Origin of the sequence: Streptomyces griseoflavus (assembly GCF_014649995.1) — a bacterium.
GTDB classification, from domain to species: domain Bacteria; phylum Actinomycetota; class Actinomycetes; order Streptomycetales; family Streptomycetaceae; genus Streptomyces; species Streptomyces griseoflavus.
On sequence record NZ_BMUC01000001.1, the window covers coordinates 40,594 to 67,539 of the forward strand.

General features: G+C 73.2%; 21 protein-coding genes, 2 tRNA genes and 1 pseudogene. 21 read left to right on the forward strand and 3 right to left on the reverse strand.

Annotation, left to right across the window (positions count from 1 at the left end; all coding sequences use genetic code 11):
* The first annotated feature begins 5 nt into the window (after positions 1-5).
* The 10 genes from IE172_RS00160 to IE172_RS00205 all read left to right on the forward strand — a co-directional run bounded on the left by IE172_RS00160 (position 6) and on the right by IE172_RS00205 (position 12,303).
* The gene (locus IE172_RS00160) at positions 6-1,253 is read left to right on the forward strand and encodes an acyltransferase family protein (protein WP_190094966.1); all 1,248 of its coding nucleotides are present in this window, start codon (positions 6-8) and stop codon (positions 1,251-1,253) included.
* A 93-nt stretch (positions 1,254-1,346) separates the two neighbouring features.
* Entirely contained in the window at positions 1,347-2,237 is an 891-nt protein-coding gene (locus IE172_RS00165) for a hypothetical protein (RefSeq protein WP_190094967.1), read from the forward strand.
* Between the two features lie 176 nt (positions 2,238-2,413).
* Complete coding sequence (locus tag IE172_RS00170; RefSeq protein WP_190094968.1) at positions 2,414-3,772, forward strand: nitrate/nitrite transporter; 1,359 nt, start codon at positions 2,414-2,416, stop codon at positions 3,770-3,772.
* 130 nt (positions 3,773-3,902) lie between these two features.
* Entirely contained in the window at positions 3,903-5,057 is a 1,155-nt protein-coding gene (locus IE172_RS00175) for a uroporphyrinogen-III synthase (protein ID WP_190094969.1), read from the forward strand.
* 109 nt (positions 5,058-5,166) lie between these two features.
* The gene (locus IE172_RS00180; protein WP_190094970.1) at positions 5,167-5,760 is read left to right on the forward strand and encodes a CGNR zinc finger domain-containing protein; all 594 of its coding nucleotides are present in this window, start codon (positions 5,167-5,169) and stop codon (positions 5,758-5,760) included.
* Positions 5,761-6,052: 292 nt separating this feature from the next.
* Positions 6,053-6,637, forward strand: a complete 585-nt coding sequence (locus tag IE172_RS00185) for a sigma-70 family RNA polymerase sigma factor (RefSeq protein ID WP_004930798.1) — start codon at positions 6,053-6,055, stop codon at positions 6,635-6,637.
* A 74-nt stretch (positions 6,638-6,711) separates the two neighbouring features.
* On the forward strand, positions 6,712-7,473 hold the full coding sequence (locus tag IE172_RS00190) for an anti-sigma factor family protein (protein ID WP_306432765.1): 762 nt from the start codon (positions 6,712-6,714) through the stop codon (positions 7,471-7,473).
* A gap of 60 nt (positions 7,474-7,533) precedes the next feature.
* Positions 7,534-9,831, forward strand: coding sequence for a HelD family protein (locus IE172_RS00195; protein ID WP_190094972.1), 2,298 nt, complete (start codon positions 7,534-7,536; stop codon positions 9,829-9,831).
* A 380-nt stretch (positions 9,832-10,211) separates the two neighbouring features.
* Entirely contained in the window at positions 10,212-11,621 is a 1,410-nt protein-coding gene (locus IE172_RS00200; protein WP_190094973.1) for an NAD-dependent malic enzyme, read from the forward strand.
* A gap of 400 nt (positions 11,622-12,021) precedes the next feature.
* Positions 12,022-12,303, forward strand: a complete 282-nt coding sequence (locus IE172_RS00205; protein WP_004987462.1) for an HU family DNA-binding protein — start codon at positions 12,022-12,024, stop codon at positions 12,301-12,303.
* 152 nt (positions 12,304-12,455) lie between these two features.
* Here IE172_RS00205 and murA read toward each other — a convergent pair whose 3' ends face one another.
* A complete protein-coding gene (gene murA / locus IE172_RS00210) occupies positions 12,456-13,802 on the reverse strand; it encodes a UDP-N-acetylglucosamine 1-carboxyvinyltransferase (protein ID WP_190094974.1) in 1,347 nt (448 codons plus the stop codon).
* Positions 13,803-14,057: 255 nt separating this feature from the next.
* On the opposite strand from murA, the gene IE172_RS00215 reads away from it, so the two are divergent.
* The 8 genes and pseudogenes from IE172_RS00215 to IE172_RS00245 all read left to right on the forward strand — a co-directional run bounded on the left by IE172_RS00215 (position 14,058) and on the right by IE172_RS00245 (position 24,316).
* On the forward strand, positions 14,058-14,630 hold the full coding sequence (locus tag IE172_RS00215) for a YqgE/AlgH family protein (RefSeq protein WP_190094975.1): 573 nt from the start codon (positions 14,058-14,060) through the stop codon (positions 14,628-14,630).
* 30 nt (positions 14,631-14,660) lie between these two features.
* Positions 14,661-14,954 (forward strand): DUF3039 domain-containing protein, encoded by a 294-nt coding sequence (locus IE172_RS00220; RefSeq protein ID WP_190094976.1) that lies wholly within the window; start codon positions 14,661-14,663, stop codon positions 14,952-14,954.
* A 400-nt stretch (positions 14,955-15,354) separates the two neighbouring features.
* Positions 15,355-15,774, forward strand: a pseudogene (locus tag IE172_RS34260) (hypothetical protein); the annotation flags it as partial.
* Position 15,775: 1 nt separating this feature from the next.
* Positions 15,776-17,434 carry a beta-N-acetylhexosaminidase gene (locus IE172_RS00225; protein ID WP_190094977.1) on the forward strand — a complete coding sequence of 553 codons (1,659 nt, stop codon included), beginning with the start codon at positions 15,776-15,778 and terminating at the stop codon, positions 17,432-17,434.
* Between the two features lie 309 nt (positions 17,435-17,743).
* Positions 17,744-18,637, forward strand: coding sequence for an FAD binding domain-containing protein (locus IE172_RS00230; protein WP_190094978.1), 894 nt, complete (start codon positions 17,744-17,746; stop codon positions 18,635-18,637).
* Positions 18,634-20,595 (forward strand): 2Fe-2S iron-sulfur cluster-binding protein, encoded by a 1,962-nt coding sequence (locus tag IE172_RS00235; protein ID WP_190094979.1) that lies wholly within the window; start codon positions 18,634-18,636, stop codon positions 20,593-20,595. Before IE172_RS00230 ends, IE172_RS00235 begins: the two co-directional genes overlap by 4 nt.
* On the forward strand, positions 20,592-22,898 hold the full coding sequence (locus IE172_RS00240; RefSeq protein ID WP_190094980.1) for a xanthine dehydrogenase family protein molybdopterin-binding subunit: 2,307 nt from the start codon (positions 20,592-20,594) through the stop codon (positions 22,896-22,898). Before IE172_RS00235 ends, IE172_RS00240 begins: the two co-directional genes overlap by 4 nt.
* A 233-nt stretch (positions 22,899-23,131) precedes the next feature.
* Complete coding sequence (locus tag IE172_RS00245) at positions 23,132-24,316, forward strand: SUKH-4 family immunity protein (RefSeq protein ID WP_190094981.1); 1,185 nt, start codon at positions 23,132-23,134, stop codon at positions 24,314-24,316.
* Between the two features lie 45 nt (positions 24,317-24,361).
* Here IE172_RS00245 and IE172_RS00250 read toward each other — a convergent pair.
* Both IE172_RS00250 and IE172_RS00255 read right to left on the reverse strand, forming a co-directional pair.
* A tRNA-OTHER gene (locus IE172_RS00250) sits at positions 24,362-24,459 on the reverse strand.
* Between the two features lie 73 nt (positions 24,460-24,532).
* Positions 24,533-24,604: transfer RNA gene (locus tag IE172_RS00255), tRNA-Cys, on the reverse strand.
* Positions 24,605-24,822: 218 nt separating this feature from the next.
* Here IE172_RS00255 and IE172_RS00260 point away from each other — a divergent pair.
* Genes IE172_RS00260 through IE172_RS00270 form a run of 3 tightly spaced genes read left to right on the forward strand, consistent with a single transcriptional unit; the run spans position 24,823 to position 26,903 of the window.
* Positions 24,823-26,280, forward strand: coding sequence for an MFS transporter (locus IE172_RS00260; protein WP_190094982.1), 1,458 nt, complete (start codon positions 24,823-24,825; stop codon positions 26,278-26,280).
* Positions 26,281-26,316: 36 nt separating this feature from the next.
* Positions 26,317-26,517 (forward strand): ribbon-helix-helix protein, CopG family, encoded by a 201-nt coding sequence (locus tag IE172_RS00265; RefSeq protein ID WP_190094983.1) that lies wholly within the window; start codon positions 26,317-26,319, stop codon positions 26,515-26,517.
* Complete coding sequence (locus IE172_RS00270) at positions 26,514-26,903, forward strand: type II toxin-antitoxin system death-on-curing family toxin (protein ID WP_190094984.1); 390 nt, start codon at positions 26,514-26,516, stop codon at positions 26,901-26,903. The genes IE172_RS00265 and IE172_RS00270 overlap by 4 nt, the downstream gene beginning before the upstream one ends.
* Positions 26,904-26,946 lie beyond the last annotated feature (43 nt).

A 26,946-nucleotide genomic window follows, 5' to 3' on the forward strand; every position in this document is an offset into this window, starting at 1 on the left:
CCCACGTGAGCGCACCTCTCCTCCCCACCGGCACGGACACGACGGACCCGGCGGACAATTCGGACGACCCGTCCCGCACGGCAGGGCCCGAACCGGCCGGACGCCCGCCCGCGCGGGACCGCTACTTCGACCTGCTGCGCGCGGTCGCCCTGTTCCGCGTCGTCCTCTACCACCTGATGGGCTGGGCGTGGCTGCCCGTCCTCTTCCCGTCCATGGGCGTGATGTTCGCCCTGGCCGGCAACCTCATGGCCCGCTCCCTGAAGCGCCCCGCCGTTCAGGTCGTGCGGGGCAGGATGCGCCGGCTGCTGCCGCCGCTGTGGCTGCTCGGCGCGATCGGCGTGTCCGGCATGCTCGCCCAGGGCTGGAGCCCCGACGACGACGGCCACCCCGGCTGGTGGTTCCTCCACCTGACCTTCTGGGTGCTGCCGCTGAGCGACCCGCCCTACGCGGAGGGCCTCGCCGGGATCCAGGGCGTGCTCGGCGAGGACTGGGCGGCGGAACTCGCGGGCCCGCTCTGGTACATCCGCGCCTACCTCTGGTTCGTCCTGCTCTCCCCGTTCCTGCTGAAGGCGCTGCGCGCCCTGCCGTGGGCGACGATCGCCGCGCCGCTCGTGCTCTCCGGGGTCCTGCACCTCGGCTGGTTCTCCCTGCCCGGTGAGCGGATCGACTCGGCGCTCACCGACTTCGGCACCTTCGGCGCCTGCTGGATCCTCGGCATGGCCCACCAGCAGGGCGTGCTCCAGCGCCTCCCGCAGTACGTCGTGCCGTCCCTCGCGCCGATCGTCGGCGCCTTCGGCCTCTGGTACGCCTTCCACGAGGGCTTCCGGGGCGGTCACGACCTCGACTCGATTCCCTTCGCGCAGGCCGTGTGGTCGTTCGCGACGGTGCTGCTGCTCCTGCACCTCAGCCCCTCGTGGGCCGAGTGGCCGAGGCGGCTGCGCCGCTTCGACCGGGTGATCACGCTGCTCAACTCCCGCGCGGTGACGATCTACCTGTGGCACAACGTGTGCATCCTGGTCGCCGCCGGCCTCTACGACCGGCTGTGGGGCTTCGAGACGCTGGAGCTCACCGTGCCCTGGCTGCTGGAGAGTCCCTGGCCGGTGCTCGTCCTGGTGTGGATCCTCATCTCCGGGTGCGTGCTGGCCTTCGGCTGGGCGGAGGACCTCGCGGCCCGGCGCAGGCCCCGGCTGTGGCCGGACGGCTCGGCGGGCCGCGGCGGGAGCGGGAAGCGGCGGGCACGGGCGCGCGCCTGATCCGCCGGTACCGCCCGGCGCGCACGCGTGCGAGACTGCCCCGGTTGCGGTGGTGAACCGGGGCGACCGGTTGACACGGGGGAGCGGGTGCGGATGGGCAAGCGGCAGACACAGAGGATGCTGCGGCTGATGGCGAGCGGGGAGCCGGTCGAGCTCACCAGCGCGATGGCATCCGTGAAGAAGCTCGCCCGACTCGCCTTCATCGCCCAGCAGTTCGGCTACGAGTACGCCGACGTGCGGCAGGGCGGCGCCAACAACAGCCAGCTGAGGATGCTGATCGTGCCCGATCACGGTCCGCACGCCCGCGCCCGTGCCGCGCAGAACCGGGCGCAGTACCCGAACGCCGGCGACGGCGTGTCGGTGCCGCCCCTGGTCCCGGACGCCTTCGAACTCCTCAAGGCCCGCATCAACTTCGACCTCACCGGCAAGAGCGCCGAGAAGCGGATGGGCTACGCCGCCGTCGGTGTCACCATCGGCTGCGCGGTCATCGCCCTCCGGCTCGGGGGCGCGTCCGAGCACATCGGCATCGCCGCCGTGATCTGGCTGCTCCTCATGGCCGTCCTCGGGCTCGGCCTGGTCGTCACCCGCAAGCGCAACGCCAGGTACGCGGCCCGGCTCCAGGCGGCCGGCTTCGCCCCGGTGACGGACGAGACCGGCCGGCTCCGCTACCTGCCCCCGGGCGGGCTCGCGGGCCACGGCAACCCCTTCGGCGGGGGCCCGTACGGCGCCCCGGCCCCCGGTTACGGGTACCAGCCCCAGCAGCCGCCGGTGCCGTACGGACAGCCCCAGCAGCCGCAGCCGCCGTACGCCCAGCCCCAGCAGCCGCAGCCGCCGTACGCCCAGCCCGCCCCCGGCCCGTACGGCACCCCGGCCCAGGCTCCCGGCCCCTACGGCCGGCCCCAGCCCCCGTACGGCCGGCCCGCCCCGTACCCCCAGCCGCCCCAGCCCCAGCAGAACCCCCACTGGCAGCCCCCGCGCCCCTGAGCCTCACCGCGCCGCCCGCGCCCGCCGGCGGACACCTCTCACCCCGTCCCCGCCGCGGGTGAGAGCAACGTTCCCTGCCGGTCACCGCGTGCCACAGCGCGGAAACGCTCCCTCCCTACCTTCGGGACCAACCCCTCGCGGCACCCGTCCGCGCCCCGGAGCACAGTGGAGGCCCCATGACAGCCCCCAGCGGTCGCTGGATCGAGCAGTGGGACCCGGAGGACGAGACCTTCTGGAACCGGACCGGAGAGCGGATCGCCCGCCGCAATCTCCTCTTCTCCGTGCTGTCCGAGCACATCGGCTTCTCGATCTGGACGATGTGGTCCGTGCTGGTGCTCTTCATGGGCCCGGAGTACGGGCTCACCCCGGCCGACAAGTTCCTGCTGACGTCGATGGTCACCCTGGTCGGCGCCGTGGTCAGGGTCCCCTACACCTTCGCCGTCGCGGTGTTCGGCGGACGGAACTGGACGGTGATCAGCGCGGCGCTGCTGCTGGTGCCCACCGTCGCCGCGTTCGCCGTGATGGAGCCGGGCACCTCCTTCTCCACGTTCCTGCTGGTCGGCCTGCTGGCCGGCATCGGCGGCGGCAACTTCGCCTCCTCCATGACCAACATCAACGCCTTCTTCCCGCTGCGGAAGAAGGGCTGGGCGCTCGGCCTGAACGCCGGCGGCGGCAACATCGGCGTCCCGGTGATCCAGATCGCCGCGCTCGCGATCATCGGCGCGAGCGGCGGACCGAGGGTGCTGCTCGGCCTCTACATCCCGCTGATCGTCGCCGCCGCCGTGCTCGCCGCCCTGTACATGGACAACCTCGCCTCGGTGCGCAACGACACCGGTGCCGCCAGGGACGCCGCGCGCGACCCGCACACCTGGATCATGTCCTTCCTCTACATCGGCACCTTCGGCTCGTTCATCGGCTACAGCTTCGCCTTCGGGCAGGTGCTCCAGAACCAGTTCGACCGCACCCCGCTCGAAGCCGCCTACGTGACCTTCGTCGGTCCGCTGCTCGGCTCCCTGATCCGCCCGGTGGGGGGCAGGCTCGCCGACCGGTACGGCGGTGCGCGGATCACGCTGGGGAACTTCGTCGCCATGGGCGCGGCGACGGCGGTGCTGGTCGTCGCCTCCATGCAGAAGTCGCTCGCGCTGTTCACCGTGGCCTTCGTGGTGCTCTTCGTGCTGACCGGCCTCGGCAACGGGTCGACGTACAAGATGATCCCCGGCATCTTCCAGGCGAAGGCACACGCCGTCGGGCTGCGCGGCGACGCGGCGGACGCGTACGGGCGGCGGCTGTCCGGGGCGGCCATGGGGCTGATCGGCGCGGTCGGCGCGCTCGGCGGCGTCGGCATCAACCTGGCGTTCCGCCAGTCCTTCCTCTCCCACGGCTCCGGCACCGGCGCGTTCGTGGCGTTCCTCGCCTGCTACGCCGTCTGCTTCGCGGTCACCTGGGCGGTATACCTTCGACGCCCGGCGGCCCGTACGGGTGACACCGTCCCGGCTCGGGAGGAGAAGTCGCAGCTCAGCTACGCCGACGTGTGACGCGTCATGACGTAACACTGGTGACATGCGGCCGAACCGAGCCCGTCACGCATCGTTGACAGGCTCGGCCGGCAGGGAGGTGGAGCCGCACCTCCCCGCGGTACGCCGACTCGAGCGCGGGACGAGAGCCATGGACGACGAACAAGAGCAGCCACCGGAGCACGGTCCCCTCGCGGGGTTCACCGTGGGGGTGACCGCGGCGCGCCGTGCCGACGAGCTGGGCGCGCTGCTGGAGCGGCGCGGAGCGGCGGTGCTGCACGCCCCGGCCCTGCGGATCGTGCCGCTGGCCGACGACAGCGAACTGCTGGCCGCCACGAAGGACCTCATCGGGCGGGTCCCGGACATCGCGGTCGCCACCACCGCCATCGGCTTCCGGGGCTGGGTGGAGGCCGCCGACGGCTGGGGCCTCGGCGAGGACCTGCTGGCCCGGCTGCGCGGGGTGCGGATCCTGGCGCGCGGGCCGAAGGTGAAGGGCGCGATCCGGGCGGCGGGACTGACCGAGGAGTGGTCCCCGGCGTCGGAGTCCATGGCCGAGGTACTCGACCGGCTGCTGGAGGAGGGCGTCGACGGGCTGCGGATCGCCGTCCAGCTGCACGGTGAGCCGCTGCCCGGCTTCGTGGAGTCGCTGCGGGCCGCGGGAGCGGAGGTGGTCGGGGTGCCGGTCTACCGGTGGCTCCCGCCGGAGGACCTCGGCCCGGTGGACCGTCTCGTCGACGCCACCGTCGCCCGCGCCCTGGACGCCGTCACCTTCACCAGCGCGCCCGCGGCCGCGTCCCTGCTGTCGCGCGCCGGGGAACGCGGGCTGCTGGACGACCTGCTGGCCGCCCTCGGCCACGACGTGCTGTCCGCCTGCGTCGGCCCGGTCACCGCGCTGCCGTTGCAGGCCCGCGGCATCGACACCGTGCAGCCCGAACGCTTCCGGCTCGGCCCGCTGGTGCAGTTGCTCTGCCGGGAACTGCCCGCGCGGGCGCGCGCCCTGCCCGTCGCCGGGCACCGGATCGAGATCCGGGGGCACGCGGTGGTGGTGGACGGCGCCCTCAGACCCGTACCGCCGGCCGGGATGTCCCTGCTGCGGGCGCTGTCCCGCCGGCCCGGCTGGGTCGTGCCCCGTGCCGAGCTGCTGCGCGCCCTGCCGGGCGCGGGCCGCGACGAGCACGCGGTGGAGACCGCGATGGCCCGCCTGCGCGCCGCCCTCGGCGCCCCGAAACTGATCCAGACGGTCGTCAAGCGCGGCTACCGCCTCGCCCTGGACCCGGCGGCCGACACCAAGTACGGGGACGGCTGAGCGCGGGGGGTTCCGGGGGCCGTGGCGGGCGGGCACTGTGGGAGGAGAACGGATTCCCGGATCGCTCACCGGCCCCGCGCGCGGGGCGACCCTAGGCGGTGGCAGGAACATGGCACTGGGCACGGTCACGGCGTCCCACGAGCTGAGGTTCGACACCGGGCGGGTCTGCCTGGATCTGCTCGCGACCACCCATCCCGAGGAACGGCTCGACTCCGCGGCGGTGCTGCGCGCCTGGATCGCCGGCTCCGGACTCGTGCCCCAGGGCACCACGCTGGCCCACGCGGACGGCTCCTGGCTGCCGGCCTTCCGTGAACTGCGCGGGCTGCTCGTGACGTTGGTGCGCGGCCGGCCCGCGCCCGGCGTCCCCTCGTACGACCTCGCGCTCGCCCGGATCAACGAACTCGCCCGCGCCGCGCCCCCGGCGCCCCGCGCCGTGCCCGCCGAGGACGGCACCCTGGTGCGCCGCCTGGCCGGACCGCCCGGCCGGGCCGCGCTCCTCGCGGCCCTCGCGCGGGACGCGGTGGACCTGCTCACCGACCCCGCCGCCCGCGCGAGCCTCAGGCAGTGCGAGGGCGACAACTGCCCCATCGTCTACGTCGACACCTCCCGCGGCCGCAGGCGGCGCTGGTGCTCCAGCGAGGTCTGCGGGAACCGGGAACGCGTGGCCCGCCACCGCCGCCGCGCGGCCCTCGCCCGCGCCTGACGGAACGTCCGGTTCAACTTCACCGCCGTGCCTGCGGCTTCCGCGTGCCGTGCGGACGGACATCGCCGAAGTGACGTCCGTTACACCTCCGTTCACTCCCGCCGCTCCCCGGCTCGGGACATCACTCCTGTCGCTGTGTCGGAAATGTAAAGAAGTGGCGGGGGGAATGTGGGCTCATGTCCCGGTCGGGGCGCCGGCCCGCAGAAAACCGCCCTCTTTCTTTGAACACCCCACCCCCGCCGTCCGTACCGGTTGTCGAGCGACCGACTGGGGGATCCCCCGGACACCGGAGGTGGGCGTGCGCAAGGATGCGGCCGTGGCCAATGAACGTGGAGCGAGGGCCCGACATCGCATGTCCTCACAGCCCTCGGAACCCGACGAGGAGCTGATGCGTGCGCTGTATCGCGAGCACGCCGGACCGTTGCTGGCCTACGTCCTGCGGCTGGTCGCCGGAGACCGGCAGCGCGCCGAGGACGTCGTACAGGAAACGCTCATCCGTGCCTGGAAGAACGCCGGTCAGCTCAATCGGGCCACCGGTTCGGTACGCCCCTGGCTGGTGACGGTCGCCCGGCGCATCGTCATCGACGGCCACCGCAGCCGGCAGGCCCGGCCGCAGGAGGTCGATCCGTCGCCGCTGGAGGTCATCCCCGCGGAGGACGAGATCGACAAGGCGCTGTGGCTGATGACGCTGTCGGACGCGCTCGACGACCTGACCCCGGCTCACCGGGAGGTCCTCGTCGAGACGTACTTCAAAGGGCGTACCGTCAATGAGGCGGCACAGACACTCGGCATACCGAGCGGCACCGTCCGTTCCCGGGTGTTCTACGCCCTGCGGTCGATGAAGCTGGCTCTGGAGGAGCGGGGGGTGACGGCGTGATGAGTGTGTACGGGGGAAACCAGGGATTCGGCACGGGCGGTACGGGTATGTCTGGTGCCATGGAGGGATCACCGGTGCCGAACGAGCACGAGACCGTCGGCGCCTACGCCCTCGGCATCCTCGACGACGCCGAAGCCACCGCCTTCGAGGCGCACCTCGCGTCCTGCGAGTGGTGCGCCCAGCAGCTCGACGAACTCGCCGGCATGGAACCGATGCTGGCCGCGCTCGCGGACCTGCCCGGCACCGGGACGCCCGCGCTGGGCGAGTCCCTGTCCGCCAAGCCCTCGCCCCGCGTGGTGGAGAAGCTGGTCGACGAGGTCGCCGAGCGCCGCGCGCGCAAGCGCCGCCGCAACTTCTACATGGTGGCCGCCGCGGGCGCGCTGATCGTCAGCGGTCCGTTCGTGGCCGTCGCCGCGAGCGGCGGGGACAGCGAGGGCGGAGGCGGGAGCGGCACCAACCGGACGCTCGCGGCGGACTCCGCCAAGGACGCCTTCGACGGCATCTCCGACAAGATCTCCGCGACCGACCCCGGCACCAAGGTCACCGCGACCGTGGCGCTCCAGGAGAAGACCTGGGGCACCGGCACGGTGCTGGAGCTGAAGAACGTCACCGGGCCGCTGAAGTGCTCGCTGATCGCCGTCGGCAAGAACGGCGAGCGGGAGACCGTCACGTCCTGGTCCGTCCCGGAGTGGGGCTACGGCATGCCGGACGCCACGTCCGACAAGGGCAGGCAGCCGCTCTACATCGAGGGCGGAGCGGCCTTCGACCCGAACGACATCGACCACTTCGAGGTCAGGTCCTTCGGCGGCGACGTGCTGGTCGAGGTCGACGCGTAGCCGTCCGGTGCCCCCTTCGCGTACGGTTGACGGCTGCCCAGCACGTCAGAAGGGGGCCCGGTGGCCGCTCAGGCTCAACAGGAAACCGCGGTCGAAACGGTTCACGACTCCGTTCGGGACCGCGAGATCCGAGTCGAACAGGAACACCTGGACCGGGTGTACCGGCGCCTCGAGGAGAAGATCCACGAGGCGGAGTTCCTCATGGCCGACGCCGCCCGGCGCGGTCACGTCGGTACGCCCGGCGCCCTCGCCGAGCGGGACGCCCAGGTCTTCCGGGCCGGCATCCACCTCAACCGGCTGAACAACGAGTACGAGGACTTCCTCTTCGGCCGGATCGACCTGCTGCCCGGCAAGGACGGCAAGAAGGGCCCGGACGGCGCGTACACCGCCGTCGAGCCCGCCGACGGGGCCATCAGGGACGACAACACCGCCGACATCGCCGAGACGCTGCACATCGGCCGGATCGGTGTCCTCGACGAGGACTACGCCCCGCTGGTCATCGACTGGCGGGCCCCCGCGGCCGCGCCGTTCTACCGCTCCACCCCGGTCGACCCCGGCCGCGTCGTGCGGCGCCGCGTCATCCGCTCCAAGGGCCGCCGGGTGCGCAGCGTCGAGGACGACCTGATGCGCCCCGAGCTGAAGGCGTCCCTGGACGGCCGCGAGCTGCCGGTGATCGGCGACGGCGCCCTGATGGCCGCGCTCGGCCAGGCCCGTACGCACACCATGCGCGACATCGTCGCGTCCATCCAGGCCGAGCAGGACCTGGTGATCCGCGCCCCCGCCGCCTCCGTGACGTACGTCGAGGGCGGCCCCGGCACCGGCAAGACCGCCGTCGCCCTGCACCGCGCGGCCTACCTGCTCTACCAGGACCGGCGCCGGTACGCGGGCGGCATCCTGATCGTCTCGCCCACCCCGCTCCTGGTCGCCTACACCGAGGGCGTGCTGCCCTCCCTCGGCGAGGAGGGCCAGGTCGCCATCCGCGCCATCGGCTCCCTCGTCGACGGCGCCGAGGCCACGCTGTACGACTCCCCGTCGGTGGCCCGCGCCAAGGGCTCGTACCGCATGCTCAAGGTGCTGCGGAAGGCCGCGCGCGGGGCGCTGGAACGAAACGATCCGCCGCGGCGGCTGCGGGTCGTCGCCTTCGGCCGCCGCCTGGAGCTGGAGGGGGAGGAACTGGACGCCGTCCGCCGCAGCGCCCTCGGCGGCACCGCCCCCGTCAACCTGCTGCGCCCCCGCGCCCGCAAGCTGCTCCTGGACGCCCTGTGGGCACGCTCCGGCGCCGCGGGCCGGCACACCGACCCGGAGCTCGCCGCCGAGCTGCGCTCCTCCTTCGACGAGGACATCACCTCCGAGGACGACTTCACCGCCTTCCTCGACGCCTGGTGGCCCGAGCTGACCCCGGCCGCCGTGCTGGACGCCATGGCCGACGAGCGGCGCCTCGGCCGCTGGGCCCGGCGGATCCTCAACCCGGGCGAGGTCCGCAAGGTCGCCCGCTCGCTGAAGCGGGAGGGGCGGACCGTGCACGACATCGCGATGCTCGACGAGCTCCAGGCGCTCCTCGGCGCCCCCGCCCGCCCCCGCAGGAAGCGCGAGCTCGACCCGCTGGACCAGCTCACCGGCCTGGAGGAGCTGATGCCGGTGCGCGAGGAGACGCAGCGCGAGCGGGCCGAGCGGCTGGCCCAGGAACGCGTCGAGTACGCGCACGTCATCGTCGACGAGGCGCAGGACCTCACGCCGATGCAGTGGCGCATGGTCGGCCGTCGCGGCCGGCACGCCACCTGGACGGTCGTCGGCGACCCGGCCCAGTCGTCCTGGTCCGATCCCGACGAGGCCGCCCAGGCCCGCGACGAGGCCCTCGGCAGCCGCCCCCGCCGCCGTTTCGAGCTCACGGTGAACTACCGCAACCCGGCGGAGATCGCCGAGCTGGCGTCCAGGGTGCTCGCCCTCGCCATGCCCGGTTCCACGTCACCGAGGGCCGTACGGTCCACCGGTGTGCGGCCGCGGTTCGCCGTGGTGGACCAGGCGCTGGGGGAGACGGTGCGCGCGGAGGCGGCCCGGCTGCTGGACCGGGTGGACGGCACGGTCGGCGTGGTCGTCGCCATGCAGCGCCGCGAGGAGGCCGCCCGCTGGCTGGAGGGGCTCGGCGACCGCGTGGTGGCGCTCGGCAGCCTGGAGGCCAAGGGTCTGGAGTACGACGCGTCGATCGTGGTCTCCCCCGCGGAGATCGCCGACGAGTCCCCGGCCGGCCTGCGCGTGCTGTACGTCGCCCTCACCCGGGCCACGCAGCAGCTCACGGTGGTCTCGGCGGACCGCGACGAGCCCGACGCCGACGGGGTGCCCGATCTGCTGAGGGACTGACGCCGGAGGTCCGCCCGGGCACCCCGGAAAAGCGGTTGTGCCACGGGAATGGTCACACGGCATCCGTTTGTTAGCCTGGACGTGGCACCGGCCCGATCCAAGCCCCCGGGCCCAACCTTCGTCGCTACGAGCGACCACTTGCCGCGAGGCGAGCATGGCGGGTCGGTGTCACCAGCGTTCGAGAGGTCCACGTCACGTGAAGTGACGTGGACCTCTTTCGTTGCCACCCCACCACCCCTTGGGTGGAAAATGGTTTCCGTCATACGGTAACCGTCGGTGAACAAAACGTCCGCAATCCAAGGCGGCTACCGCGTACTCAGCGGTAGGTGCGACGATCGGACAGCACATTCGCGACACGGTAAAAGCAGAGGAAGTCGGCCATGGCAACGGCGCCCAGCGTCTCCTACTCGATGACCATCCGGCTGGAGGTGCCCGCGGGTGGAACCGCGGTCTCCCAGCTCACCGGGGCAGTCGAGTCCCACGGAGGCTCGGTGACCGGCCTCGACGTGACGGCGTCCGGCCACGAACGGCTCCGCATCGACGTCACCATCGCCGCCACCTCCACCGCACACGCCGACGAGATCGTCGAACAGCTGCGCGGCATCGAGGGCGTCACCCTGGGCAAGGTCTCCGACCGTACGTTCCTGATGCACCTCGGCGGCAAGATCGAGATGGCGTCGAAGCACCCCATCCGCAACCGTGACGACCTCTCCATGGTCTACACGCCCGGTGTGGCCCGGGTCTGCATGGCGATCGCCGAGAACCCCGAGGACGCCCGCCGCCTGACCATCAAGCGCAACTCCGTTGCGGTCGTGACGGACGGCTCCGCCGTGCTGGGCCTGGGCAACATCGGCCCCAAGGCCGCGCTGCCGGTGATGGAGGGCAAGGCCGCCCTGTTCAAGCGGTTCGCCGGCATCGACGCCTGGCCGCTCTGCCTGGACACCCAGGACACCGACGCGATCGTCGAGATCGTCAAGGCCATCGCCCCGGGCTTCGCCGGCATCAACCTCGAGGACATCTCCGCGCCCCGCTGCTTCGAGATCGAGGCCCGGCTGCGCGAGGCGCTCGACATCCCCGTCTTCCACGACGACCAGCACGGCACCGCGATCGTCGTGCTCGCCGCGCTCACCAACGCGCTGCGGGTCACCGGCAAGCCGATCGACGGCATCCGCGTCGTGATGTCCGGCGCCGGCGCGGCCGGCACGGCCATCCTGAAGCTGCTGCTCGCCGCCGGTGTGAAGAACGCCGTGGTGGCCGACATCCACGGGGTCGTGCACGCGGGCCGCGAGGACCTGGTGGACGCCGCCCCCGGTTCCGCCCTGTGCTGGATCGCCGACAACACCAACCCCGAGAACCTCACCGGCACGCTGAAGGAGGCCGTGCGCGGCGCGGACGTCTTCATCGGCGTCTCCGCGCCCAACGTTCTCGACGGCGAGGACATCGCGGCGATGGCCGACGGTGCGGTCGTGTTCGCGCTCGCGAACCCCGACCCCGAGGTCGACCCGGCAATCGCCCGTCAGACTGCGGCCGTTGTGGCCACCGGCCGCTCCGACTTCCCCAACCAGATCAACAACGTGCTGGTGTTCCCGGGTGTGTTCCGCGGCCTGCTGGACGCGCAGTCCCGCACCGTCAACACGGAGATGATGCTGGCCGCCGCGAAGGCGCTCGCCGACGTGGTGACCGAGGACGAGCTGAACCCCAACTACATCATCCCCAGCGTGTTCAACGACAAGGTCGCGGGCGCGGTCGCCGGTGCGGTGCGCGACGCGGCGAAGGCCGTCGGAGCCTAGACACCCGGCGGTGCGCGGGCTGTGAGGATCACCACGGCCGTTTCGAAACGGCGCGTCGTGGAACCCGTACGTCCTGGCTGCCCTCTATCGTGGGCGGCCAGGACCCGGGCTGTGGCGGCCCCTCGCTGTCCGCTGCCGAAAGCGGACGGAGCGTCACCGCTCACCGCCCGTGGTGCTTTTCGTGTGACTCCCTCGGGTGTTCTCACGATTTCCTGCGGGTGCCGGATTGGCATTACCGCCGCAGGTAGGGGCAGGATGCGTCCCTGGGCGCGAGGGTCTGACGACGGACCCGGGTCCGGGGACTCACCGAGGAACCTGGCAGCATCGGCTTCGCCGTGCCCTGCATGCGGCTCCGCCGCGTGGCACGCCTCAACGGCAAGAAGAACACGGGAGTAAGAACATGAACCGCAGTGAGCTGGTGGCCGCGCTGGCCGACCGCGCCGAGGTGACCCGCAAGGACGCCGACGCCGTGCTGGCCGCGTTCGCCGAGGTCGTCGGCGACATCGTCTCCAAGGGCGACGAGAAGGTCACCGTCCCCGGCTTCCTGACCTTCGAGCGCACCCACCGGGCCGCTCGTACCGCGCGCAACCCGCAGACCGGTGAGCCGATCCAGATTCCGGCCGGCTACAGCGTGAAGGTCTCCGCGGGCTCGAAGCTCAAGGAAGCGGCCAAGGGCAAGTAAGCGCTCCGCTGAGAACGCGGTGGGCGACTGCGGGTCCGTTGTGGCCGGCCGCGCGCTTCCCCGCGCCCCTCGCGGATGTTGCCGCCTACGCCGATGGGGCGGTCACCCGGAACCGGGTGACCGCCCCATCGGCGTAGGCGTGGACGGTTCCGTCAGCCGAGGGCCTTGCCGGGGAGTTCGACCTTCGCGCCGAGCTCCATGAGCTTGTCCATGAAGTTCTCGTAGCCGCGGTTGATCAGGCCGATGCCGTGGACGCGGGAGGTGCCCTGGGCGGCGAGGGCGGCGATGAGGTAGGAGAAGCCGCCGCGCAGGTCGGGGATGACCAGGTCGGCGCCCTGGAGGCGGGTCGGTCCCGAGACGACCGCCGAGTGCAGGAAGTTGCGCTGGCCGAAACGGCAGTCGGAGCCGCCCAGGCACTCGCGGTACAGCTGGATGTGCGCACCCATCTGGTTGAGCGCGGAGGTGAAGCCGAGGCGGGACTCGTAGACCGTCTCGTGGATGATCGACAGGCCCGTCGCCTGGGTCAGCGCGACCACCAGCGGCTGCTGCCAGTCGGTCTGGAAGCCGGGGTGCACGTCCGTCTCGAGCGCGATGGACTTCAACTGCCCGCCGGGGTGCCAGAAACGGATGCCCTCGTCGTCGATCTCGAAGGCGCCGCCGACCTTCCGGTAGGTGTTCAGGAACGTCATCATCGAGCGCTGCTGGGCGCCGTGGACGTAGATGTTGCCCTCGGTGGCCAGCGCGGCGGACGCCCAGGAGGCGGCCTCCAGGCGGTCGGGCAGGGCGCGGTGGGTGTAGCCGCCGAGTTTGTCCACACCGGTGATCCGGATCGTCCGGTCGGTGTCCATCGCGATGATCGCGCCCATCTTCTGCAGGACGCAGATCAGGTCCTCGATCTCCGGCTCCACCGCCGCGTTGGACAGCTCGGTGACGCCCTCCGCGAGCACCGCCGTCAGCAGCACCTGCTCGGTCGTGCCGACGGACGGGTACGGCAGCCGGATCTTGGTGCCGCGCAGCCGCTGCGGGGCCTCCAGGTACTGGCCGTCCGCCCGCTTCTCGATGGTCGCGCCGAACTGGCGCAGCACGTCGAAGTGGAAGTCGATGGGCCGGCCGCCGATGTCGCAGCCGCCCAGGCCCGGGATGAACGCGTGCCCGAGGCGGTGCAGGAGCGGCCCGCAGAAGAGGATCGGGATCCGCGAGGAGCCGGCGTGGGCATCGATGTCAGCGACGTTGGCGCTCTCCACGTGCGTCGGGTCGAGCACCAGCTCACCCGGCTCGTCCCCCGGGAGGACCGTCACGCCGTGCAGTTGCAGCAGACCCCGTACGACCCGCACGTCACGGATGTCCGGGACGTTGCGCAGGCGACTCGGTGCGCTGCCGAGCAGCGCGGCGACCATGGCCTTCGGTACGAGGTTCTTCGCACCGCGGACACGGATCTCGCCCTCCAGCGGGGTGCCGCCGTGGACAAGCAGTACGTCATCGACGTCGTTGACGGTCATGAATCTCGCGTTCCGTGGGGAGGGGGGCAGGGCCTGAATGCCACAGACTAATCGCCCCCGGCCCCCCTTCTGTAAGCCCGTGGACGGAGTGAGAGCGTCATGGCTCTGTCACAACACGCCCAGTTCGGTGACGGCCACGAGCGGTCACCGCGGCCCGCGTGCGCCCGGGCGTGCTCCCGTCTGCCCTGAGCTGCGTTCACTCCCGTACCCCCGTTGCCTCCCCGCGCGGAGGGCGAATGCGGGATCATGTCTGGCATGACCGAGGTGTCCTCGCTCACAGGGCGGCTGCTCGTGGCCACTCCCGCTCTGGCGGACCCGAATTTCGACCGCGCGGTGGTGCTCCTCCTCGACCACGACGAGGAGGGCTCGCTCGGCGTCGTCCTCAACCGTCCGACGCCGGTGGACGTCGGCGACATCCTGGAGGGCTGGGCCGAGCTGGCCGGCGAGCCCGGGGTCGTCTTCCAGGGCGGCCCGGTGTCACTGGACTCGGCCCTCGGCGTCGCCGTCGTCCCGGGCGGGACGGCGGGGGAGGCCGCGCCGCTGGGCTGGCGCCGGGTGCACGGTGCGATCGGGCTGGTCGACCTGGAGGCCCCGCCGGAGCTGCTCGCCTCCGTCCTCGGCTCCCTGCGGATCTTCGCCGGATACGCCGGCTGGGGCCCGGGTCAGCTGGAGGACGAGCTGGTGGACGGCGCCTGGTACGTGGTGGAGTCGGAGCCCGGCGACGTGTCCTGCCCGCACCCGGAGCGGCTCTGGCGTGAGGTGCTGCGCCGCCAGCGCAGTGAGCTGGCGATGGTGGCCACCTATCCGGACGACCCTTCGCTCAACTGATGCCCCTCGCCTTCAGTACCCTTGGCTGTTATGAGCACTCTTGAGCCCGAGCGCGGGACTGGTACGGGGACCCTCGTCGAGCCGACGCCGCAGACGTCCCACGGCGACGGCGACCACGAGCGCTTCGCCCATTACGTCCAGAAGGACAAGATCATGGCGAGCGCCCTCGACGGCACGCCCGTCGTGGCGCTGTGCGGCAAGGTCTGGGTGCCCGGCCGGGACCCGAAGAAGTACCCGGTCTGTCCCATGTGCAAGGAGATCTACGAGTCCATGGGCGCCGGCGGCGACGACAAGGGCAAAGGCAAGGGCAAGGGCGACAAGTAGTCCCCTCGGTCCCCCTCTTCTCGGTCCCCCTCTTCCGCCGGTCCTGACTCTTCCGAGGCCCCCGGGGTGCGTCGCGCGTGCCCTCGGGGCCTTCGTGCTGCCCGTGCGGTGCGCGGGGCGCGTCAGCCGGTCACGAAGTGGTCCAGACCTCTTGTGGCGGGGTGCGCCCGGTCTCTAGCCTCTGATGTGTTGTACGTAGCGAAATCGTCATTGCGCATGGTGCAACGCGTTCGGGTCCGGCGGCCGCGTACCCCCGTTGGCCGTGTCCCCGGTCCGCGTCAGGCCGCCGTGCCAGGGGGAGGAACTGTGAGCCTTGTGGGTCAGGACGGGGAGTCCCGGGTGAATCCTGTGCGCCGGTTCGTCCGGCGGCCGGGGCGGCCGCACGCCGGGACGGCGGCACCGCCCGGCGGGGGAGGCCGAGCCGCGCCCCCGGTCGTCCGAGCCCGCACCGGACTCCTTCCGACGGGTGTTCGGGCAACGGGAATTCGGCCGGTACTCACCGCCGTCACGCGTTTCCGGTGCCGTATGCGGACCACCCCGCCGATCATGTTTCCGAGGGTCCGGACGGCGCCCGTGGAAGCGCCGGCGAGCCCCTTCTCCGCACCGTTCGCGATTTCCCCGTCGGGCACTTTTCCCGCTCGCCCTGACGGGCCCCGTGGCGGCCGGCGAGTTTCCCTTCATCTCCCCCCGGAACGGCTTCTGTCCGCCGAATCGTCCGCCATCGGCGGCGCCCGCCGTGATGACGATTGCGGTACTGGTCTTCTTCGTACTCGTGCAGCGGCGTCCGGTCTGCGGTCCGGGCGGCGCGGTAAAGGACTGACATGACCGACGTGACCTCACCGACGGACCTCGTCCCCGCCCCGCGGGCCGTCCGGGGGCCGACCCGCCCCGGTGTCGAACTGACCCCCGGCACCACGCTGTGGGCCGGCCCCGGCACGGAGACCACCGAACGCTGGCTGCGCTCCACCCTCGGCCCCGCCCTGGGCCTGCCGCTGCTGCCGGGCCCCGAGGACGCCCCCGGCGGCCTGCGGCTGCGGATCGACGGCACCCTCGCGCCCGAGGCGTACCGCCTCGCCGTCGCCGCAGACCGGGGGATCGAGATCACCGGTGGCGGCGCGGCCGGCGTGTTCTGGGGAGCCCAGACGCTGCGCCAGCTGCTCGGCCCCGACGCCTTCCGCAGGGCGCCCGTACGGCCCGGACGCACGCGCGACATCCCGCACCGGACCATCGAGGACGCCCCCCGCCTCCGCTGGCGCGGCCTGATGCTGGACGTCGCCCGGCACTTCATGCCCAAGGACGGCGTGCTGCGCTATCTCGATCTGATGGCGGCCCACAAACTCAACGTCCTGCACTTCCACCTGACGGACGACCAGGGCTGGCGCATCGAGATCCAGCGGTATCCGAGGCTCACCGAGGTCGGCTCGTGGCGCGCGCGCACGAAAGTCGGTCACCGCGCCTCACCGCTGTGGGACGACAAGCCGCACGGCGGTCACTACACCCAGGACGACATCCGCGAGATCGTCGCCTACGCCGCCGAGCGGCATATCAGCGTCGTCCCCGAAATCGACGTGCCCGGACACTCGCAGGCCGCGATCGCCGCGTATCCGGAACTCGGCAACTCCGATGTCGTCGACACCGCCTCCCTGACCGTCTGGGACACCTGGGGCATCAATCCGAACGTACTCGCCCCCACCGACAACACCCTGCGCTTCTACGAAGGCGTCCTCGAGGAAGTCCTGGACCTGTTCCCCGCGGACGCCGGACCGTTCTCGCCGTTCGTGCACATCGGCGGCGACGAATGCGTCAAGGACCAGTGGCGCGCCTCGGACACCGCGCAGAAGCAGCTCGGCAACCTCGGACTCGCCGACGAGGAGGCGCTGCAGTCCTGGTTCGTCGGGCACTTCGACCGGTGGCTCACCGCACGGGGGCGCAGGCTGATCGGCTGGGACGAGATCCTGGAGGGCGGTCTGGCGCCCGGCGCCGCGGTGTCCTCCTGGCGCGGCTACGCGGCCGGGGTGACGGCCGCCCGCGCGGGACACGACGTCGTCATGTGCCCCGAGCAGCAGGTCTACCTGGACCACCGTCAGGACGCGGGCCCCGACGAGCCGGTGCCCATCGGGTACGTGCGCACCCTGGAGGACGTCTACCGGTTCGAGCCCGTCCCGGCGGAGCTGACGCCGGAGGAGACCGCACGGGTCCTGGGCACCCAGGCCAACGTGTGGACCGAGGTGATGGAGGACCAGGGGCGCGTCGACTACCAGACCTTCCCCCGGCTCGCCGCGCTCGCCGAGGTCGCCTGGAGCGACCTGCCCGCCCCCGCCGACCGGGACTTCGCCGGCTTCGAACGGCGGATGGAGGCCCACTACCGGCGCCTGGACGCCCTCGGCGTCGCCTACCGGCCGCCCACCGGGCCGCTGCCCTGGCAGCGGCGCCCGGGCGTGCTGGGACGCCCGATCGACGGCCCGCCGCCCCACCGGTAGCCCGCACCCGGCACCCCGGGGCGCCCGCCCGCCCCGGGGCACCGGACGGATCCCGCGCGTGCGTTCGCTCCCGGCCGAACGGGTCGTGCGATACGGGCACGGGAGCGGCCGAAGACCGCCAAGGCGCGCCACACCGGCGATGACGGGCCAAATCGGCCATGTCCGGGGTGAGGTGGGCGAATGCCACCTAGCGGACCCCCGTCTTCGGCGCCTGCCAAGATGTGCCAGAGTTGCCACGTCCGCCCTGTGAGCACGTACCGTACGGCGCACAGGTGGACCAGGTGGGGCCGCGGGAAGGGGCAGCCGGTTTTGAGCACGCACGCACCGCAGGCGGCGCAGGCCGTGACGCTGCCCACGACCCTGGACGAGGCCGTGGCGGCGCTCACCGCCATGCCCGCCGCCGTGCCCGTCGCGGGTGGCACCGACCTGATGGCCGCCGTCAACTCCGGGCAGCTCAGGCCCGCCGCGCTGGTCGGCCTCGGCAGGATCAGCGAGATCCGCGGCTGGCAGTACCTGGACGGCCACGCGCTGCTCGGCGCCGGTCTCACCCACGCCCGCATGGGCCGCCCCGACTTCGCCGCCCTCATCCCCGCGCTCGCCGCCTCCGCGCGGGCCGCGGGCCCCCCGCACATCCGCAACGCCGGCACCCTCGGCGGCAACATCGCCTCCGCCGCCCCCACCGGGGACGCGCTGCCCGTACTGGCCGCCCTGGAGGCGACGCTGGTCGTCGCCGGCCCGGGCGGGATCCGCCGCGAGGTCCCGGTGTCGCACCTGCTGGCCGGAATGGACCTGCTGCGCCCCGGTGAACTCATCGGCTACGTGCGCGTGCCGCTGCTGCACGCCCCCCAGGTCTTCCTGAAGGCCACCGGCCGCACCGGCCCCGGCCGAGCGGTCGCCTCCGTCGCCCTCGTGCTCGACCCCGCCCGCCGCGGGGTGCGCTGCGCGGTGGGCGCCATCGCGCCGATGCCGCTGCGGCCCCTGGAGGCCGAGCAGTGGGTCGCGCAGCTCATCGACTGGGACAACAACCGCGCGATCGTGCCCGAGGCACTGAGCGCGTTCGGGGAGTACGTCGCCGCGGCCTGCATCCCCGACGCCGCCCCCGGCGAGGACGGCACCGTCCCACCGCTTCCGCCCGCGGTACTGCACCTGCGGCGCACCGTCGCCGCGCTGGCCCGACGAGCACTGGGGAGGGCGCTGTCGTGACCGACGACCAGCACGGAGGGGGCACGCCCCCGGGCGGCAGCCGCTGGGACCCGCTGCCCCAGGGCGACTACGACGACGGCGCCACCGCCTTCGTCAACCTGCCCGAGGGGGGCATCGACGCGCTCCTGGACGCCATGGAGAGCCCCCTCGCCGCGCCCGGCCACGGCTACGTGCCGCCGCAGATAACGGTCACACCCGCGACCACCGCGGGCACCGACCCGGCGGCCACCGGAACCTGGTCCGTGCCCGGCGCGCCCGCCGACGGCGCCCAGTGGCACGACCCGCAGGCCTCCGGGGCGGACCCGGCGGCGGACCGGTTCACGTACGACCCGGGTGCGAGCGGGCAGTGGACCTACGAGGAGCCGTCCGCGGAGAACCCCCCGCCGGGCCAGGACGTCACCGGCCAGTGGTCGATCCCCGTGGCCGGCGGCGACCTGCCGGACGAGTCGGGCGAGTTCACCACGTCCTCCCTGGTCGAGCAGTGGGGCGGCGGCACCCCTCCGGCCACCCTGCCGGGCGGCGCCCCGGCCCCCTGGGCCACCACCGAGTCCATCGGCCGCCCGTGGGGTCCCGGCGTCCCGGGCGTCCCCCAGGAGGCCGAGCGGCACGACGGCGGACACGGCCACCGGCCGTCCGGCCCGGACGAGTACGGCGGGCAGCCCGCCCACGACACGCACGGCACGCAGGACACGCACGGCACGCACGAGCAGCCCGCGCACGACGGGCCCCGGCCCGCCGGCCACCTGCCCGAGCCGGAGCAGCCTTCGCCGGGCGAACCCGGCCGGGACGAGACCCGCGCACCCCACCGGCCGTCCGGCCCCGGCGAGTACGGCGGGCAGCCCGCCCACGACACGCAGGACACGCACGGCACGGACGGCACGCAGGACACGCACGGCACGCACGACACGCACGAGCAGCCCGCGCACGACGGGCCCCGCTCGGCGGGCACGCCCCAGCCGCTGCCCGCCGACGGCGCCGCGCAGCCGCAGTGGCGGACCGGCGCGGAGGCCCCCGACGGTGCCCCGGCCGAAGTCCACGAGCACCCGCACCCCGGCGCCCAGGCAGCCGCCGAGCCCCTCCCCGGCCCCGGCGGGACCCCGGAGGCTCCCGAGGACGCCCACGGCTCCCACGACGCCACCGACACCCCGGCGGACCCCGCCCCCGCCGGCGCCCCCGACGCGGCCGCCCACCCGGACGACGCACCCGCGCCCGGCACCCCGGACGGTTCCACGACACCGGGCGACCCGGACGGCCCGGACGGACCCGACGGCGACCCCGGCATCACGGTCGCCCCCCACGACGACCACCCCCTCGCCTCCTACGTCCTCCGCGTCAACGGCACCGACCGGCCCGTCAGCGACGCCTGGATCGGCGAGTCGCTGCTCTACGTGCTGCGCGAACGGCTCGGCCTGGCCGGCGCCAAGGACGGCTGCTCGCAGGGCGAGTGCGGCGCCTGCAACGTGCAGGTCGACGGGCGGCTCGTGGCGTCCTGCCTGGTCCCCGCCGTCACCGCGGCCGGCAGCGAGGTCCGTACCGTCGAGGGCCTGGCCCAGGACGGCCGGCCCTCCGACGTGCAGCGCGCCCTCGCGCGGTGCGGCGCCGTCCAATGCGGCTTCTGCGTCCCCGGCATGGCGATGACCGTGCACGACCTCCTGGAGGGCAACCCCGCGCCCACCGAACTGGAGACCCGCCAGGCCCTGTGCGGCAACCTGTGCCGCTGCTCCGGCTACCGGGGCGTGGTGAATGCCGTCAAGGAGGTCGTCGCCGAGCGCGAGGCGCACGCCGAGTCCTCCGGGTCCGACCCCGACGGCGAACCGGACGCGCCCCGCATCCCGCACCAGGCGGGCCCCGGCGCCGGTGGCGTCAACCCCTCGGTGTTCGGCGCCCCCGGACCCCACGAGCAGCCCCATGACCCGCCGCAGGACCGGCCCTACGGCCAGGACGGAGGCCAGGCGTGAGCAACGAGACCGTCACCGCGCAGGCCGCCGAGACCGCCCCGGAGCCGGAACCGGTCCCGCACGGACTCGGCGTCTCCCTCCCGGCCGCCGACGCCCGCGCCAAGACCGAGGGCACCTTCCCCTACGCCGCCGACCTGTGGGCCGAGGGCCTGCTGTGGGCGGCCGTACTGCGCTCCCCGCACCCGCACGCCCGCATCGTGTCCATCGACACCACGCACGCCCGTGAGATGCCCGGCGTCCGCGCGGTCGTCACCCACGAGGACGTCCCCGGCGACCCGGTGCACGGCCGCGGCACGGCCGACCGCCCGGTCTTCGCCTCCGAGGTCGTACGCCACCACGGCGAGCCCATCGCGGCCGTCGCCGCCGACCACCCGGACACCGCGCGGATGGCCGCCGCAGCGGTGATCGTCGAGTACGAGGTGCTCGACCCGGTCACCGACCCCGAACAGGCCTTCGAGGCCGAACCGCTGCATCCCGACGGCAACCTGATCCGGCACATCCCGCTGCGCCACGGCGACCCCGACGCGGCAGGCGACGTGGTCGTCGAGGGCCTGTACCGGATCGGCCGTCAGGACCCCGCCCCCATAGGGGCCGAGGCCGGCCTCGCCGTGCCCCGCCCGGACGGCGGCGTCGAGCTGTACCTGGCGTCCACCGACCCGCACGGCGACCGGGACACCGCCGCCGCCGCGTTCGGCCTGGAACCCGATCGGGTGAAGGTCGTCGTCACGGGGGTGCCCGGCGCGACCGCCGACCGCGAGGACCGCGGATTCCAGCTGCCCCTCGGCCTGCTCGCGCTGAAGACCGGCTGCCCGGTGAAGCTCACCGCCACCCGCGAGGAGTCCTTCCTCGGCCACACCCACCGCCACCCGACCCTCCTGCGCTACCGGCACCACGCCGACGCCGAGGGCAGGCTCGTCAAGGTCGAGGCGCAGATCCTGCTCGACGCGGGCGCCTACGCCGACACCTCCTCCGAAGCCCTGGCCGCCGCCGTCGCCTTCGCCTGCGGCCCCTACGTCGTGCCGAACGCCTTCATCGAGGGCTGGGCCGTACGCACCAACAACCCGCCCTCCGGTCATGTGCGCGGCGAGGGCGCCCTCCAGGTGTGCGCCGCCTACGAGGCGCAGATGGACAAGCTCGCCAAGAAGCTCGGCGTCGACCCGGCGGAACTGCGCATGCGCAACGTCATGGCCACCGGCGACGTCCTGCCCACCGGCCAGACCGTGACCTGCCCGGCCCCCGTCGCCGAACTCCTCCAGGCGGTGCGCGACTTCCCGCTGCCGCCGCTGCCCAAGGACACCCCCGAGGACGAGTGGCTGCTGCCCGGCGGCCCCGAGGGCGCGGGGGAGCCGGGCGCGGTGCGCCGGGGCGTCGGCTACGGCCTGGGCATGGTGCACATGCTCGGCGCCGAGGGCGCCGACGAGGTGTCCACCGCCACCGTGCGGGTCCAGGACGGCGTGGCGACCGTGCTGTGCGCGGCCGTCGAGACCGGGCAGGGCTTCTCCACCCTGGCCCGGCAGATCGTCCAGGACACCCTCGGCGTCGACGAGGTGCACGTGGTGCCCGTCGACACCGACCAGCCCCCGGCCGGACCCGGCTGCCGCGGCCGGCACACCTGGGTGTCGGGCGGCGCCGTCGAACGCGCGGCGAAGATGGTCCGCACCCAGCTCCTCCAGCCGCTCGCGCACAAGTTCGGCATGTCCACCGAGCTGCTCCAGATCACCGACGGCAAGATCACCTCGTACGACGGCGTGCTGTCCACGACCGTCACCGAGGCGCTGGACGGCAAGGAACTGTGGGCCACCGCCCAGTGCCGCCCGCACCCGACGGAACCGCTGGACGAGGCCGGCCAGGGCGACGCCTTCGTCGGCATGGCCTTCTGCGCGATCCGCGCGGTGGTCGACGTCGACATCGAGATCGGCTCGGTACGGGTCGTCGAACTGGCGGTCGCCCAGGACGTGGGCCGGGTGCTGAACCCGGCACAACTGGCCGCGCGGATCGAGGCGGGCGTGACCCAGGGTCTGGGCGCCGCGCTCACCGAGAACCTGCGCACCCCGCGCGGTCTGGTCCGCCACCCCGACCTCACCGGCTACGCCCTGCCGACCGCGCTGGACGCGCCGGACATCCACATCGTGAAGCTGGTCGAGGAACGGGACGTGGTCGCGCCGTTCGGCGCGAAGGCGGTCAGCGCGGTGCCGGTGGTGACCTCGCCGGCGGCGATCGCCTCCGCGGTGCGGGCCGCCACGGGACGCCCGGTCAACCGGCTGCCGATCCGCCCGCAGGCCGCGGTGGTCACCGCGAACTGAGACCCGCCCCGGGTCTTTTCCGCCGGGAGGCAACGCAAGCGGTTGCTGACGCGTCCTGAGAGGTGACGGGGCGTCGCGTTCGGCGCGCCCCGGTCTTTGAGCCGTTGTCAGTGGTGGCGCGTAGTGTGGCGATCAGTGGGGGACGGCCGCCGGGCCCGGAAGGGCCCCTGCCGTCCTGCCCGGGGCGGGACGTTCGCGGACCCGGGACCGAGCACACGCATCGCGGGGGAATCATGAGCACGACCGACACCGTTGTCGCCGCGGCGATCACACTCACCGACGCCGACCTCGACCCCTCCATCACGCACGCGTCCACGCGCCGCTGGCTGACCGGCCCGGGACTGCCCGCGGACAGCGGCCTGTTCAGCTTCGCCGAGCTGGCGCGGCGGGGCGGCCCGCACACCGTGGCCGACTCGACGGCCGGCCCCGACGACCGGCTCCCGGCCCGGCTGCGGGACCAGTTCGTCATAGGCGGTCTGGTGGGCCCGGCCGGCCTGGAGACGGAGTCGGTGCTGCTCGACGGCGCCACCGGCGAGGTCTCCACGACGTACTTCTTCCACGACCGCCCGGACCTGATGGACCGCCGCCCGCTCGCCCCGTCCCTGCCGACGCTGGTGCGCTTCGCCGCGGCGACGGACGAACTGGCGGGACTGCGCGGCCAGTTCGCCGCCTACGCGGGCCGGTACGGCACCAAGGCGGTCGCGGAGGCGTCCCGCCAGCTGCTGGCGGTCTTCGAGGAGGGCACGGACGGCGGCGAACCGGCCCCGTTCTGGCGGATGGCCGCGCTGATCCGCCCGCTGGCCCTGGTGGCGGGCCCCGGGACGGCCTCCGGCCTGGCCCTGGACCTTCCCCTGCGCCTGCTGGACGAGGAGTTCGGCCGCGGTGGTGTCGTCCGCTTCGAGGAGGTCGACTTCCCCTCGACGCTCACGCACGAGCCGACCCGCCGCTTCCTGCGCGAGACGGGCCTGCCGGAGGACGGCTTCCTCTTCTCCCTGGACACCGACCTGCCGCTGCGCACGCTGGCGGAGTACTACGCCGACGGCTGCCGGGGCGAGCTCCCCGACGCCCTTCCGCCGGCCCGCGCCGAGCGGCTGATACGCCTCGGCCACCTGGTGGAGGACCACAGCCTGGTCGTCGACGGCACCACGGGCGCGGTCCTCAGCTGGAACGAGGGGGAGGAGACCCTCCGCCCCCTCAACACGGACATCTCCACGCTCGCCTTCACCCTCTGGCTCCTGCACCGGGAGCGCTCCCTCGACGAGGCGTCGGGCCACGCGCTGACCAGCGACGCCTACGACCAGCTCGCGCTGACGATGATCCAGGTCCTGTCCTCCATCGACCCCACCGGCACCACCCCCGACCTGGACTGGCACTACTGGACCCAGCTGTTCCAGGACGAGGCGGGCGGGGTGCTCTGACGTGAGGGGGGCGGGGTGCTCCGGGGAGCGCCTCGCCCCGTGGGGAGGCCGTGGCGGGAATGGAACCCGCGTACCTCCCCGCGAGCGGAGCTCGCTGTGGGATGCGGCGCAGGCGAGTCCCTGGGCCACTCGGGCACACGGCCGTGTCGGGAGTGAGCGTCGGGGTCCGACGTGACGGGGGGCGGGGTGCTCCGGGGAGCGCCCCGCCCCGTGGGGAGGCCGTGGCGGGAATTGAACCCGCGTACCTCGCTTTGCAGGCGAGTCCCTGGGCCACTCGGGCACACGGCCGTGTCGGGGGCGGTGCGCCCTGCGGCGCCCCGCCGTTCCGAACCGGTGTGACGACCGTACGGCGGGCCGGAAGCGGTGCTCAAGGGAAAGCCGGGTGCCGCAACGGGACTGCCACACGCCGTTCATGAACGGGCGGACCGGTCCTACGACCAAGGTCCGGTGCCGGTCCCGACCCCCGACAGGCGTCAAAGCGGAGCGTGCGCCTTACTCTGGCGGTCATGACCGCCCCGAACCCGCGCGACACCGATGTCGCCGAGCCCGCCGACGTCCCCTCACCGGCCCCCGCCCCCGACGACACCGTGCTGAGCCGCCCCTACCGGGCGCTGAGCATCGGGGTGGTCTCCGTCGTGCTGCTGATCGCCTTCGAGGCGACGGCGGTGGGTACGGCGATGCCGGTCGCGGCGCGCGAGCTGGACGGGGTGTCGCTGTACGCGTTCGCGTTCTCGGGGTACTTCACCACGAGCCTGTTCGGCATGGTGCTGTCCGGCCAGTGGTCCGACCGGCGCGGCCCGCTCGCCCCGCTGACCTGGGGCATCTCCTCCTTCGCCGTCGGGCTGCTGCTCGCCGGGACGGCCGGGGCGATGTGGCTGTTCATCCTGGGGCGGGCCGTGCAGGGGCTCGGCGGCGGCCTGGTGATCGTCGCGCTGTACGTCATCGTCGGACGCGCCTATCCGGAACGGCTGCGCCCGGCGATCATGGCCGCGTTCGCGGCGAGCTGGGTCGTCCCCTCGATCGTCGGCCCCCTCGCCTCCGGCGCCGTGACGGAGCACATCGGCTGGCGCTGGGTGTTCCTCGGCATACCGGCCCTCGTGGTGTTCCCGCTGGCACTCGCCCTGCCCCAGATACGCCGCCTCGCCTCCGGCCCGGTGGGCGAGGGCACCGACGCCCCCGCCTCCTTCGACGGCCGCCGCATCCGGCTGGCCCTGGCGATCTCCTTCGGCGCCGGGCTCCTCCAGTACGCCGCCCAGGACCTGCGCTGGCTGTCCCTCCTGCCGGGCGCGCTGGGCGCGGCCCTCCTCGTCCCCGCCGTGCTGGGCCTGCTCCCGCGCGGCACCTACCGGGCGGCGCGCGGTCTGCCCTCGGTGGTGCTGCTGCGCGGTGTGGCCGCCGGTTCCTTCATCGCGGCGGAGTCCTTCGTCCCGTTGATGCTGGTCACCCAGCGGGGCCTCAGCCCGACGATGGCGGGCTTCTCCCTCGCGGCGGGCGGCGGCACCTGGGCGCTGGGTTCCTGGATCCAGTCCCGGCCCCGGCTGGAGCCGTACCGGGAGCGTCTGATGGCCCTCGGCATGCTCCTGGTGGCGGCGAGCATCGCGGCGGTCCCGACCGTGCTGATCGAGGCGGTGCCCGCCTGGACGCCGGCGGTCGCCTGGGCGTTCGGCTGTCTCGGCATGGGCCTGGTGATCTCCTCCACCAGCGTCCTGCTGCTCCAGCTCTCCGCCCCCAAGGAGGCCGGCACCAACTCCGCCGCCCTGCAGATCTCCGACGGCCTCTCCAACGTCGTCCTCCTCGCCGTGGGCGGCGCCGCCTTCGCGGCCCTCGGCGGCGGCACGGTCAGCCACGCGGCCACGGAGGCCACCGCCTCCCACCCGGCCGCCTTCGTCGCCGTCTTCCTGCCGATGGCGGCGGTGGCCCTGGCGGGGGTGTGGGTGGCGACGCGGGTGCGAGTCGCTACGTAGTACCACTTTGGGGTCATCAAGCGGTACCGTTTTGGTATGGCTATGAACCTGCGCCTCCGCGACGACCAGACGGAAGCTCTCAAGCTGCGCGCCGAGGAGGAGGGTGTCAGCATGCACGCGATACTGCTGCGCGCCGTGGACGACTACCTGGCCCGGACCGCGCACCAGGCGTTGGTCCGGAAGGCGGCCAAGGAGCAGACTGCCAAGTGGGCCGAACTGCTGAAGCGGCTCAAGTGACGTACGTCTATCTGACGGCCGAGGATGTTCTGGCCATTGCCGAGGACGCCGTCGACGACCAGCGGATCGCGGTGCGCGATGCCGGGCTGCTCGAGTCGGCCGTTCATCGCCCCTCGGCGTCGATGTTTGGGCAGGAGGCGTACGCCGACCTGTTCGACAAGGCGGCGGCACTCCTGCAGTCCCTCGTCATCAACCGTCCGTTCGTCGACGGGAACAAGCGCACGGCATGGGTGTCCTGTGTCGTCTTCCTGGCGCTGAACGAGGCGCAGTTGCGCCCCGACGTCGACGCGGCGGAACGGCTGGTCATCGCCGTGGCGACCGGCAGTCTGGACGAGGTCGAGGCCATCTCCGAGGCGTTGAGGGACTTGGCCGAACAAGGGGTGTGACTTGAGTCCCACCCCGGCCGGTCGCGGCCCGGTACCGGCGCCG